We start from the raw sequence: 12,785 nt of genomic DNA, 5'->3' as shown, positions 1-12,785 counted from the left end.
GTTGGTCGTTTCCTCGCCGCACAGCTTCGTGGTGAGCTCTCCATGCTTCGCAGGCACAATCGTGTCAGTATTAACGTTGGTCGACGGGTGACTACGCGAGAAACAGATGGAGATCGACAATGCGGCTTACTCCGCACGAGCAGGACCGACTGCTCATCAGTTATGCCGCCGAGTTGGCACGCAGGCGTCGATCGAGGGGCCGGCTGCTCAATCATCCGGAGGCAGTCGCACTGATCACTGACCACCTGCTCGAGGGCGCACGTGACGGACGATCCGTCGCCGAGTTGATGGCATCGGGACGAGAGGTCCTCGGGGCGGACGACGTCATCAGTGGTGTGCCGGAGCTGCTGCCCGAGGTTCAGGTGGAGGCAACCTTCCCCGACGGCACCAAGCTCATCACCGTTCACGACCCCATCTCCCCCAAACGGGGAGATGGACACTTGGTTCCCGGCGAGGTCATCACATTGCCTGGCGAAATCGAAATCAACAGCGGCTCAGACGTCGTCACGATCGAGGTGTTGAACTCCGGCGACCGACCGGTCCAGGTCGGCAGTCATGTGCACTTCCCTCAGGCAAACGCTGCTCTGTCCTACGACCGCGAACTCGCGCATGGACGAAGGCTTGATATACCTGCTGGAACCGCCGTTCGATTCGAACCTGGTATCTCGATGACTGTTCGGCTCGTCCCGCTCGGCGGCACTCGCGAAGTCTACGGACTGAGTTTGACCCCACCTGGAAAGCTGGATGTCTGATGGCACATTTGAGTCGCGCCCGCTATGCCCAACTGTTCGGGCCGACTACCGGTGATCGAATTCGACTCGCAGACACCGATCTCCTGATCGAGGTGACCGAGGATCGCAGCGGCGGGCCCGGTCTCGCCGGTGAAGAAGCCGTGTTCGGCGGCGGCAAAGTCATTCGTGAATCCATGGGCCAGTCGCGGGCAACACGAGCAGACGGCGCCCCGGACACGATCATCACCGGGGTGGTTGTGGTGGACCACTGGGGAATCATCAAAGCCGACCTGGGAATTCGTGACGGCCGCATCGTTGCGCTCGGGAAGGCAGGCAACCCGGACACCATGACCGGCGTTCACCCGGATCTGGTGATCGGGCCGTCCACCGAGATCATTGCGGGCAACGGGAAAATCGTCACGGCGGGCGCGATCGACTGCCACGTCCACTTCATCTGCCCACAGATCATGGAAGAGGCGCTCGGCGGCGGTATTACGACGCTCATCGGCGGGGGCACAGGTCCCGCCGAGGGCAGCAAAGCCACGACGGTGACACCCGGGGCCTGGCACCTGTCTCGGATGCTGGAAGCACTGGACGACTGGCCGATGAACATCGTGTTGTTGGGCAAGGGGAATACCGTCAGCAGCGATGCCATGTGGGAGCAATTGCGTGCAGGTGCTTCAGGATTCAAGCTGCACGAGGACTGGGGATCGACACCTGCAGCGATCGATGCGTGCCTGCGGGTCTGCGATGACGCCGGGGTGCAGGCAGCACTGCACTCGGACACCCTGAACGAGGCGGGGTTCGTCGAAACCACTCTCGGTGCGATCGCGGGACGCGGAATCCACGCCTATCACACCGAGGGCGCAGGGGGCGGGCACGCGCCCGATATCATCACGGTCGCGGCTCAGAGCCATGTGCTGCCCAGTTCTACAAATCCAACCAGGCCACACACCGTCAATACTCTCGACGAGCACTTGGACATGCTGATGGTGTGCCATCACCTGAGTCCGTCCATACCCGAGGATCTTGCGTTCGCGGAGAGTCGAATTCGGCCGTCGACGATCGCCGCGGAGGATCTTCTTCACGATATGGGCGCGATTTCCATGATTGGAAGCGACGCCCAGGCTATGGGGAGAATCGGTGAGGTGGTGCTCAGGACTTGGCAAACTGCGCACGTCATGAAGAAACGTCGAGGCTTGTTGGCCGGCGATGTCGATGCTGACAACAACCGCGTCATGCGCTACGTCGCCAAGTACACGATATGCCCCGCCGTCGCCCACGGCCTCGACCACGAAATCGGTTCGATCGAACCAGGAAAACTCGCCGACCTCGTGCTGTGGGATCCGGCGTTCTTCGGGGTGCGCCCCCACACAGTGATCAAGGGCGGCATGATTGCCTGGGCCCAGATGGGCGATGCGAATGCATCGATCCCGACGCCACAGCCCGAACTTCCACTCCCGATGTTCGGCGCATCAGCGAAGGCGGCAGCGGCGACTTCTGTTCACTTCGTTGCCCCTCAAGCGATCGAAGACGGACTGGCGGATCGATTGAACTGCGATCGCCGACTTGTGGCGGTTGGGAACGTTCGCTCCGTCGGGAAGGCCGATATGCCTCTCAACAATGCGCAACCGCGCATCGAGGTCGACGCCGATACGTTCACCGTGAAAATCGACGGCGAAGTCTGGAAGGAACAGCCGGCTACGGAACTGCCCATGGCGCAAAGGTACTTCCTCTTTTGAGCGCAGTCGTTTCTCGTGTGTCGACAATTCTGTCGTTAGCGGATTCCAGGCTCCCGACGGGCGGCCATGTCCATTCGGGTGGCGTGGAAGAGGCCGTGGCGCGCGGGTTGGTCCGTGACATTGCAACCGTGGAGGCTTTCCTGAATCGCCGACTGCGGACCACCGGCGCTGTGACCGCATCCGTGGCAGCCGCGGTGTGTGAATCTGTTGTAGACGTGGCGATCGCCGAGTTGGAGACCGACGCGCGCACTCCATCGCCCGCGGCTCGCGCTGCCTCGAGGGCTCAGGGGAGGGGTCTTCTGCGACTGGCAAGGGCGAGCTGGCCCGATGAGGCATGGGATTCGCTCCCTCGGCGGCCCCATCTCGCTGTGATTGCAGGCGTTGTAGGTCGAGTCGCCGGACTGACCGGCCTTGACCTGGCATCGGTGCAGATCTACACCACGATGACAGGTTCGGCGATCGCAGCTCAGCGGCTGTTGGCTCTCGATCCGTCCGAGATAGCCGCGTGCACCCTGCGTTTGGCTCGGACGTGCGACGAGGTTGCCGATGTCGTGTACTCGAGCTTGCCTACACTGATCGACCTCTCCGATCCCTTGCTCGACGTCCTGGCGGAATCCCACGTACAGCGCGAACGCCCACTCTTCGTATCCTGAACTCGATCTCGAAAACTCTCGAAAGGCGACCCAATGCCCCCACATCTGATCGACGGCGAGCCGCACGACCACAGCCACGATCGCCCGAAACGGCGCCGAGTCCCTGGCGAGGCACTCCGTATCGGTATCGGTGGACCGGTCGGATCGGGTAAGACAGCTCTGGTTGCGGCGCTGTGCCGCGAACTGCGAGACGAGCTGTCGCTCGCGGTCCTGACCAACGACATCTACACCACCGAGGATGCCGATTTTCTTCGCCGACATGCGGTTCTGTCAGACGAGCGAATCACTGCGGTCCAAACCGGCGGCTGTCCGCACACTGCCATCAGGGACGACATCACCGCGAACCTCGACGCCATCGACGATTTGGTCGAGGAGAATCCTCCGCTCGATCTGATACTCGTGGAATCCGGCGGCGACAACCTGACTGCAACGTTTTCGTCGGGGTTGATCGATGTGCAAATCTTCGTCGTCGACGTTGCCGGTGGGGACAAGGTGCCGAGAAAAGGCGGGCCCGGAGTCACCTTCTCCGACCTTCTGGTTATCAACAAGACGGATCTCGCTCCCTACGTCGGCGCAGATCTGACCGTGATGGAGCACGACGCGACACGGGTACGTGGGGGGAGGCCGACTGCTCTGATCTCGCTTACCGACGATCCGTCGGCGACCCTCGTACTCGAGTGGGTACGCGCTCAGTTGAAGGAGTCGGCCGTGGCCGATGCGCACTGAGCTTGTCATCGAGGCCAGCGCACACCGCAGTCCGCGCATCATCGCCTCCGGCGGCTTGTCCGGCAGATTGACCGGTGCGGACACCGTGCATCTGATCGGAACAGCTGCGACACCGCTCGGCGGAGACGTCATGAACATCAGGATCGTGGTGGGCATCGGTGCTCGATTGGTGATCCGCAGTGTTGCAGCGTCGGTGGCATTGCCGAGTACGTTGGAGCGCGAGTCGTGCTCGGAATGGTCGTTCGACGTCGCGGCGGACGGTGCGTTGGACTTCGATCCCGAGCCGATGATCGTGGCAGCTGATGCCGTACATCACACGAGGACGCTGATCCAGTTCGAGTCGTCCGCAACGATCGGCTTTCGCGAGCGCGTCCAGATCGGGCGGGCCGGCGAGCGTGCTGGAAGATGGTACGGCACAATGCGATCCGACATAGATGGTCTGCCTCATCTCAGGCACCGCGTCGAACTGGGACACGGAACCATCGGTCATGACACACTGTCGGCGCCGAAGTCTCTGTCCAGTTCGATCAGATTTCCGGACCACCGCGGCCCCGAAACTGCCGGGCCTGGCGCGGTTCGGATGCCGCTGGCGGCGGGTGGGAGCCTGACGACGTGCACCGGCGACCGCCTGGACGCATTACCGTTGTCGCCATGACGAATGCGAACGGTATTCCCGAGACGGAGAGTGTGTTCGATCCTGAACACGTGGCGCAATCGCGTGCCGCGCTCGACGCTGTCGACGACCTCGGCGTGTGGGTACAGCGGTTCGATCTACTGGGGGATCCGACCAGGCTTCGAATCTTGCTGTGCATGCACAGGGCGCCGGGGATTTGTGTCACGGATTTGTCGGTGGCACTCGGAATGACCTCGACATCGGTATCGCATGCGCTTCGTCTGCTCCGGAATGAGGGATGGGTTGCCGTACAGCGCGACGGTAAGAAGATGACGTACCGGCTCGACGACGACATCGTCCACCGCATGCTTCACGAACTCGGCGCCACTCACGCACATACTGTGCACGAGTGACGCCGAGTCAAGGTCCGTACGTCGAGATCAGCTCAGCCTGCGGCCTTTTCGCGGCTCTCAACAGCTGCTGACTCGGCCGCTTTGGGGCTCGATCCGGAGGACTCGAGCGAATTGAGTTGCTCGATGGCCAAACGTGCGAACACTTGCTGTTCGGTCGATGCCATCTGCGCGCGTCCGCGTCCGAGGAACGTCACGAACCACGAGATCACTGTGGTGATGCGGCTTCGGTAACCAACCAGGTAGTACAGGTGCAGCGCCAGCCACATGACCCAGGCGATGAACCCACTGAACTCGAGCTTTCCGACCTTGGCTACGGCGTTGAACCGTGACACCGTCGCCATGGAACCCTTGTCGAAGTACTTGAACGGCTGACGCTGTGTCGGGTCGGCACCCTTCAGAGACGCCTTGATCTGCTTCGCAGCGTAACTGGCACCCTGAATCGCGCCCTGCGCCATTCCCGGCACGTCCTTGACCGACATCAGGTCGCCGACCACGAAGACGTTTGGATGGCCCTTGATGGTCAGATCAGGTTCGACGATCACGCGCCCTGCGCGGTCGGTTTCGGCCTCCGACTGATCGGCCAGGATCTTGCCGAGCGAACTGCCCTGCACTCCGGCGGACCAGACCTTGCACTGCGCCTCGATCCGGCGAGTGCTGCCGTCTTTCTCCTTCACGGTCAACCCGTCGTTGTCGACGTCGGTCACCATGGCGTTGAGTTGGATTTCGACGCCGAGCTTCTCGAGCCTGGTTGCAGCTCGCTTACCCAACTTTTCGCCCATCGGAGGAAGCACTGCGGGAGCTGCGTCGAGAAGTATGACGCGCGCGTCGCGGGGATCGATGTTGCGGAACGCGCCGTCGAGCGTGCGATCCGCGAGCTCGGCGATCTGGCCGGCAAGTTCGACCCCGGTCGGGCCTGCGCCGACGACGACGAATGTCATCAACCGGTCGCGCTCTTCCTGGTCGTCGGACAACTCGGCTTGCTCGAAAGCGCCGAGGATGCGCCCACGAAGTTCCAGAGCGTCGTCGATCGTTTTCATGCCGGGTGCGAACTCGGCGAAGTGGTCGTTGCCGAAGTAGGACTGCTGGGCGCCAGCCGCGACGATAAGACTGTCGAACGGTGTGACAGTGACACGCTCGAGCAGCTTCGAGGTGACCGTCTTGGCGGCGAGGTCGATGTCGAGGACCTCACCCATCAGGACCTCCGCGTTTTTCTGCTTCCGCAGAATCACTCGCGTGGTCGGCGCGATCTCCCCGACCGACAGAATGCCGGTGGCCACTTGATAGAGCAAGGGCTGAAAGAGATGGTGTGTCGTCTTGGCCACGAGGGTGACGTCGACTTCGGCCTTCTTGAGTGCCTTTGCCCCGAAAAGGCCGCCGAATCCGGAACCGATGACGACGACACGATGACGCTTCGATTCGACCGGTTGGATGCTCATTACCGCTCCCTAAAAGATTGAAATGTAGCTACAACGGTAGTCGCCACGTATCTGGGCGTCTCGGCAAGGTTCCCATGTTGGACCTCCGTTCGCCCACCTCCCTGCAGGCACGGGGACTGACCTGCGGGTACCTACCTGCTACGACGTGACTGTCGTTTCTGGATCGCTTCAGACATCCACCGCGGAGAAGTGGGACTTCACAACCAATATCTCGGACTTCTGTTCGAGGCTCCCAAGCACTCGCACCGCTTCGTCGAAACGCTGGCATTTCGGCGTCCGGACGTCCATACTTTCAACATGTTCGAGTTAAGTGTTACCGCGAGTAACCTCAATGTCACGACCGACGTCCTCGCCGCCGCAGGAGGGGGAGCGGCGCTGGACCAGGTATTCGGGATGAGTGCCGCAGCGGGCGTCATCTCGCTCGGGTTGCTGTACCTCGCTTTCATGCACCGTACTCGTCGCATCACCTGGCTGGGCCGACTTGCCGGTTATGCCGGATCCAAGACGAATCTCCCCGGCTGGGCCGCTCTGCCCCTCGTCTTGTTCATCTCGACGATTTTGACGGCGTTTCTCGGGTTCATCTGGGATGTCAGCCTGCATATCGGAAAGGGCCGGGACGAGGGTCCGCTTGCCAACCCGGCGCACTACTTCATTCTCGTCGGACTCTTTTTCCTGTTCATTGCCGGCGCGTTGGCGATGATCCTCCCGCTGGACGAGAAGCCCGGTCGTGCCGCGATCAAGCTGACCAGAACGTGGTACGTGCCCACCGGAGGCGTCCTGATCATGGGCGCCGGTCTATATGCACTCATCGGCTTTCCTCTCGACGACATCTGGCATCGGATCTTCGGTCAGGACGTCACACTGTGGGGACCGACGCACCTGATGCTGATCGGTGGCGCGGGCATGTCGCTGGTCGGCGTGATCCTGCTCGAGCACGAGGGACGCATTTCGATGGGGTCCGACGCCGAGGGGCCCGATCCTCGCTGGTCACAGAGCCCGATTCTCACCTGGATGATCCGCGCATCGGCCTTCGGTGGACTCCTCATCGGACTCTCGGTTTTTCAGATCGAGTACGACTTCGGGATCGAACAGTTCCAGCTGATCTTCCAACCGATGCTGATCGCGGGCGCAGGAGCCTTCGCTCTTGTCGCCGCACGGTCCATGGTCGGTCCGGGTGCAGCACTGTTCGCCGCGGCTTTCGCTGCGGTTGTCCGTGAGATCACCGCACTGATCGTCGGTCCCGTCTTCGGCGATCCGCACAACGTGTTTGCGCTCTATCTCGGCGCGGCGCTCGTGGTCGAAGCTCTTGCGTTGACTCCACTGATCAAACGTCGACTGTTGTTCGGCGCGGTCGCAGGACTCGGAGTGGGCACTCTCGGCATCTGGGGAGAGTCTCTGTGGATCGACGCCGTCTATCTGTTCCCTTGGACCTCGAGCATGTGGGTCGACACGCTGTGGATGACCATCCCGGTCGGCGTCACGACCGGATTGTGCGGAGGCCTGTTCGCGCAGTTGCTGAGCGGCGATGGCATCCCCGGCCCCGCGGTGCGCCGGAGCGTGGTCCTTGCCATGATCCTGGCCCTGTTCGGGACGGTATGGAACGGTCTGACGTTCGATGTTCCTACAGATGCGACCGCGTCTGTTCGATTGACCGACGCGGAGAGTGTCGATGGGTTCCGGATGGTCAACGCTGAAGTCAAGCTCGACCCGGCGGATCTGGTCAGCGACGATCCAGAATGGGTGTCGATTCTCGCCTGGCAGGGTGGTGGCGAGACGCTGCGCGGACTCGTCGTCGACTCACTGGAGCGCACCGGAGCCGGCACCTACCGATCCACCCAGCCTGTTCCCGTCGATGGTAAGTGGAAGACAGTCCTTCGTATCCACGACGGTCGTACACTGACCGCTGCGCCGATCTACTTGGCAGGGGACGAGGCGATCGGGGCGCCGGAGGTATCGGCCGACCCGTCGTTCACCCGCGATCTGGTTTCGGAAATTACACTTCTCCAGCGTGAGCGAAACTTCGATCACCCAACCTGGTTGTTCGCAGCAGCATCGGTGATCGTGCTCGTGTGCACGTTGCTCCTCGTGTGGGCGTTGGCGTGGGGTGCGGTTCGCATCAGCAGTGTCACGCCGCGAAACTCGCTGCGCAACACATGCTCGTCCGAGGTGCCGAGCCGAACGTGAGTACGTCCGACAACCTCATAGGCTCCGGCGTGTCCGTCCGCGCCGACAACGTGGTCTTTATGGCGGACCACTCGGTTGTACTCGCACTTCCCGCTCTGATCCCTGCCTTCGTGATCGTCGGTGTCGTGTTGTACGTCGTCGCCAAGGACAGGCGTGCCGAGCGGGACGAGAACGCAGAAAATGCCGGCGATGCGAACGACACCAGCAGTACCCCAACGGAAGACGACGAGAACCGATGAAGTCGGTGGTGTGGTTCGTACTTGCGTGCGCAGTCAGTCTGACGGTGGTAGCCGCCTGTTCGTCGGAGCCGGATTCCGAGGACGCGATCACCACGACGTCGGCGACCGGGTCCGCGGGGGAGTCGTCATCACCCGACGGAATCGTCATCGACATCTCCATCGACGGCGGCGCGGTGTCGCCGACCAACGAGCGGCTCGATGCGACCGTCGGCGAGCCGATCACACTTCGGGTCGACAGTGACTCGGAGGACGAACTCCACGTGCACTCAGTACCGGATCACGAATTCGAAGTGGCGGCGGCACCAGGCCAGAGTTTCGTATTCACCGTCGACGTGCCCGGCCAGGTGGCCATCGAGCTTCATGCCTCCGATCGAACGGTTGCCACCGTTTCCGTCAGGCCGTGATTCTCGCTCACGGCCTCGGCGGTTCGACCGATCTACCGATTCCAGCCACATACGTTCTCATCGGTGGCGCCTGGGCACTGTCGATCTCATTCGCCGTCCTGATTTTTGCGTGGCGGACACCACGACTCGACCCGGCCAGGCACTGGGTCGTGTTGCCCCGATCGGTGTCGAGTGCAACCGACGCCAGGGCCACCCGAGCCGTTGTTCGGACGCTCGGGCTCATCCTCGCTGCGTATGTGATGCTGGCTGCTTTCTTGGGCCCCGACGATGCGGCGAACCCTCTACCGGGGGTGTTCTACGTCCTCGTCTGGGTCGGTGTTCCGGTCCTGTCGGTGTTCTTCGGACCAGTCTGGCGTGTGGTCTCTCCAATGCGGACAGTACATCTGGCTCTGTGCGCACTGCTGCGTCGCGATCGTTCGCGAGGGCTCACTCGGTACTCACAACGCGTGGGTGCGTGGCCGGCAGCGGCGGGATTGTTCTCTTTCGTGTGGCTCGAGCTCGCGTCGACCGATCCTGGATCTCTGACAGCTATTCGCGCCTGGTGTGTCGGGTACGCGGCGATCTCGTGCGCCGGCGGTGTGATGTTCGGTGACACGTGGTTCGAGCGAGCGGATCCGTTCGAGAAGTTCAGCGACACGATCGCCCGGATGTCGATACTGGCTCGTTCCGCCGACCGAGAGTTGGTGTTGCGTAACCCACTCGACGGTCTTCGGTCGTTGCCGGTCCTGCCCGGCACGGTTGCGGTGATAGCCGTACTGCTCGGTTCGACGGCGTTCGACAGCGCATCTCAGATCCCGGTGTGGCGAAACCTGGTCGACGACATGTCTTCGTCGCCATCCGGTGGAGCGCTGTGGCGGACCGGCGGTTTGTTGCTCCTCATCGGTTTCGTCGGTACCTCGTTCTGGTTCGCCAGTCGCGCGACGGGCGGAGTCGACAGACAGCAGCGCGCAAAACTCCCTGGGAATCTTGCACATTCATTGATTCCGATCGTCTTCGGGTACGTAGTGGCTCACTACCTCTCCTACCTCGTAGAAATGGGCCAAGCGACCGCGATTTTGCTCGCGGACCCTTTTGGACACGGCTGGAATCTGTTCGGTCAGCAGAACTGGGAAGTGTCGTACGTGCTATCGGAAAACCCGGCGATCGTGGCGACGATCAAGGTGTTGTGTGTCCTCGGTGGACATGTCCTCGGCGTAGCGGCGGCACACGATGCATCGCTTCGCCTGTTGCCGGTCGGTCACCGGTTGACTGGCCAGTTGGCACTGATGGTGTTGATGGTTTTCTATACCTTCGGAGGGCTCTTCCTGCTGTTCGGTGGCTGAACGCCATGGAAAAAATCTTCGGTCGTCGCGCTGAATCAAATGATCAGAGTTTTTAATGTCAGGACAAATGCTTGACTTTGCGTGTGATGTGGATTACATATTGATCGCTACATCGATTGATTCACCACCGGCCCGTCGGGGTCGACGTCGAGAAAGAGATTTGATGACACTTCACACGAGCCGCGGCGCGGACCGCACAGGTTCGCCTCGCGTGCTGCGCTCGGGCGCGGTCCTCGGACTGGCGCTGTGCGCCACCGTGGCCGCTGGTTGTTCGAGCACGGGCGGCGCTCCGGAGAGCACCGGCGGCGGTTCCAACGCTGGTACCGCGGACACTCCCCGGGCAACGGTCGCGATGATCACCCACGAGGTTCCGGGCGATACCTTCTGGGATCTCATCCGCAAGGGCGCCGAAGCTGCGGCAGCGAAAGACAACATCGAGCTCCGCTACTCGGCCGATCCCGAGGCTCCGAACCAGGCGAACCTCGTACAAAGTGCGATCGACTCCAAGGTCGACGGCATCGCGGTGACTCTTGCCAAGCCCGACGCAATGGCACCGGCCGTCGAAGCCGCCTCTGCAGCAGGCATTCCCGTCGTGGCCTTCAACTCTGGCTTCGACTCGTGGAAGGCTCAGGGAGTCCAGCAGTACTTCGGCCAGGACGAAACCATCGCCGGTGAAGCAGCAGGCGCTCGGCTGACCCAGGATGGCGCAAAGAAAACACTCTGCATCATTCAAGAGCAGGGGCAGGTCGCCCTCGAATCACGTTGTGCCGGAGTGAAACAGGGCTTCACCGGTGGCAACACCGAAATCCTCAATGTCAACAGCAAGGACATGCCCTCGGTCGAGGCAACCATCACAGCGAAATTGCAGCAGGACCCGAGCATCGACCACATCGTCGCCCTGGGCGCGCCGATTGCGCTCACTGCGGTTCAGTCGAAGGCCAACGCCGGAAGTGACGCCACCGTCGTCACCTTCGACACCAACTCGGCACTCGTCGACGCCATCAAATCCGGCGATGTCGGCTGGGCAATCGATCAGCAGCCCTACCTCCAGGGCTACCTCGCGATCGACTCCCTGTGGCTCTACCTGAACAACGGCGACACCATCGGTGGCGGCACCCCGGTCCTGACCGGACCCGCCTTCATCGACTCGTCCAATATCGACGCCATCGCCGAGTACGCCAAGAACGGAACTCGCTAGGACCGCGCTCGACGCGACCACCGTCTGGTCACGTCGAGCGCCCCGGCACGAAAGGATTTCTCATGAGTGCACAGGCCGATTTGGATCTGTCCAAGCACACCGTCGTCACCGATGAGCGGGTGAAGAAACAGAAGCCGATGCAGCGGTTGCTGGTTCGCCCCGAGATCGGGGCCCTGTTCGGTGCCATCGTCATTTTCGTCTTCTTCTGTATCGTCGCCCCGCCCTTCCGTAGCCCAGAGGCTTTGGCGACGGTCCTGTACGCCTCCTCCACAATCGGCATCATGGCCATCGGAGTGTCCCTGCTGATGATCGGCGGAGAATTCGACCTCTCCACCGGCGTCGCGGTCACCTTCTCCTCGATCATGGCCTCGATGATTGCCTACAACCTCCACCTCAACGTCTGGCTCGGTTCAGCACTTGCACTGGTCCTCGCCCTTGCTGTCGGGTTCTTCAACGGCTACATGGTCATGAAGACGAAGATCCCTTCGTTCCTGATCACCCTGGCGAGCTTCCTGATGCTCACCGGTATCAACCTCGCCGTCACCAAACTCGTCACCGGTCAGGTTGCGACTCAGTCCATCTCGGACATGCAAGGTTTCGATTCCGCCAAGAAGGTCTTCGCATCCTCCTTCTCCATCGGCGGTGTCTCCATCCGCATCACCGTCGTGTGGTGGCTGGTGTTCACCGCGATCTCCACCTGGGTACTGATGAAGACCCGCATCGGCAACTGGATCTTCGCTGTCGGGGGTAACCAGGACTCCGCCCGCGCCATCGGTGTCCCGGTCACCAAAGTCAAGATCGGGCTGTTCATGTTCGTCGGGTTCTGCGCCTGGTTCGTCGGCATGCACTTACTGTTCGCGTTCAACACAGTTCAGTCCGGGCAAGGCGTCGGCAACGAGTTCCTCTACATCATCGCTGCCGTCATCGGAGGCTGCTTGCTCACGGGCGGATTCGGCACCACCATCGGCGCGATGATCGGTGCGTTCATCTTCGGTATGGCCAATCAGGGCATCGTCTACGCCGGTTGGAACCCCGACTGGTTCAAGTTCTTCCTCGGCGCCATGCTGCTCTTCGCGGTCATCGCCAACAATTCTTTCCGAACCTACGCAGCGAAAAGGTGACGT

The 12,785-nt window shown here is 61.7% G+C and carries 13 protein-coding genes; 12 read left to right on the top strand and 1 reads right to left on the bottom strand.

What is annotated here, in order from left to right:
• The first annotated feature begins 119 nt into the window (after positions 1 to 119).
• From QMK17_RS12240 to QMK17_RS12215, 6 genes are read left to right on the top strand one after another with little or no spacing between them, the layout of a single operon-like run.
• Positions 120 to 752: an urease subunit gamma gene (locus QMK17_RS12240; RefSeq protein ID WP_283509418.1), complete on the top strand. Its 633-nt coding sequence runs from the start codon at positions 120 to 122 to the stop codon at positions 750 to 752.
• A complete protein-coding gene (locus tag QMK17_RS12235; protein WP_283509417.1) occupies positions 752 to 2,473 on the top strand; it encodes an urease subunit alpha in 1,722 nt (573 codons plus the stop codon). Before QMK17_RS12240 ends, QMK17_RS12235 begins: the two co-directional genes overlap by 1 nt.
• The gene (locus QMK17_RS12230) at positions 2,470 to 3,126 is read left to right on the top strand and encodes an urease accessory protein UreF (RefSeq protein ID WP_283509415.1); all 657 of its coding nucleotides are present in this window, start codon (positions 2,470 to 2,472) and stop codon (positions 3,124 to 3,126) included. Before QMK17_RS12235 ends, QMK17_RS12230 begins: the two co-directional genes overlap by 4 nt.
• Before the next feature lie 33 nt (positions 3,127 to 3,159).
• Positions 3,160 to 3,852 (top strand): urease accessory protein UreG, encoded by a 693-nt coding sequence (gene ureG, locus QMK17_RS12225; protein WP_283509413.1) that lies wholly within the window; start codon positions 3,160 to 3,162, stop codon positions 3,850 to 3,852.
• Positions 3,842 to 4,507: an urease accessory protein UreD gene (locus QMK17_RS12220; protein ID WP_283509411.1), complete on the top strand. Its 666-nt coding sequence runs from the start codon at positions 3,842 to 3,844 to the stop codon at positions 4,505 to 4,507. Before ureG ends, QMK17_RS12220 begins: the two co-directional genes overlap by 11 nt.
• Positions 4,504 to 4,878, top strand: a complete 375-nt coding sequence (locus QMK17_RS12215) for an ArsR/SmtB family transcription factor (RefSeq protein WP_283509410.1) — start codon at positions 4,504 to 4,506, stop codon at positions 4,876 to 4,878. Before QMK17_RS12220 ends, QMK17_RS12215 begins: the two co-directional genes overlap by 4 nt.
• A gap of 32 nt (positions 4,879 to 4,910) precedes the next feature.
• On the opposite strand, the gene QMK17_RS12210 is transcribed toward QMK17_RS12215, so the two are convergent.
• Positions 4,911 to 6,314, bottom strand: coding sequence for an NAD(P)/FAD-dependent oxidoreductase (locus QMK17_RS12210; RefSeq protein WP_283509408.1), 1,404 nt, complete (start codon positions 6,312 to 6,314; stop codon positions 4,911 to 4,913).
• A 297-nt stretch (positions 6,315 to 6,611) separates the two neighbouring features.
• Here QMK17_RS12210 and QMK17_RS12205 point away from each other — a divergent pair, with 297 nt between their 5' ends.
• From QMK17_RS12205 to QMK17_RS12180, 6 genes are all read left to right on the top strand, one after another.
• Positions 6,612 to 8,498 carry a hypothetical protein gene (locus QMK17_RS12205; RefSeq protein ID WP_283509407.1) on the top strand — a complete coding sequence of 629 codons (1,887 nt, stop codon included), beginning with the start codon at positions 6,612 to 6,614 and terminating at the stop codon, positions 8,496 to 8,498.
• Positions 8,495 to 8,737 (top strand): hypothetical protein, encoded by a 243-nt coding sequence (locus QMK17_RS12200; protein ID WP_442972748.1) that lies wholly within the window; start codon positions 8,495 to 8,497, stop codon positions 8,735 to 8,737. Before QMK17_RS12205 ends, QMK17_RS12200 begins: the two co-directional genes overlap by 4 nt.
• Positions 8,734 to 9,141, top strand: a complete 408-nt coding sequence (locus tag QMK17_RS12195; protein WP_283509405.1) for a hypothetical protein — start codon at positions 8,734 to 8,736, stop codon at positions 9,139 to 9,141. Before QMK17_RS12200 ends, QMK17_RS12195 begins: the two co-directional genes overlap by 4 nt.
• Positions 9,138 to 10,463: a hypothetical protein gene (locus QMK17_RS12190; RefSeq protein WP_283509403.1), complete on the top strand. Its 1,326-nt coding sequence runs from the start codon at positions 9,138 to 9,140 to the stop codon at positions 10,461 to 10,463. Before QMK17_RS12195 ends, QMK17_RS12190 begins: the two co-directional genes overlap by 4 nt.
• Before the next feature lie 163 nt (positions 10,464 to 10,626).
• Positions 10,627 to 11,661: a substrate-binding domain-containing protein gene (locus QMK17_RS12185; protein WP_283509402.1), complete on the top strand. Its 1,035-nt coding sequence runs from the start codon at positions 10,627 to 10,629 to the stop codon at positions 11,659 to 11,661.
• 62 nt (positions 11,662 to 11,723) lie between these two features.
• Entirely contained in the window at positions 11,724 to 12,782 is a 1,059-nt protein-coding gene (locus QMK17_RS12180; RefSeq protein WP_283509400.1) for an ABC transporter permease, read from the top strand.
• Positions 12,783 to 12,785 lie beyond the last annotated feature (3 nt).

The organism is Rhodococcus sp. G-MC3 (genome assembly GCF_030063335.1).
Lineage (GTDB): Bacteria > Actinomycetota > Actinomycetes > Mycobacteriales > Mycobacteriaceae > Rhodococcoides.
This window is presented reverse-complemented; position numbering and strand designations above follow the sequence as displayed.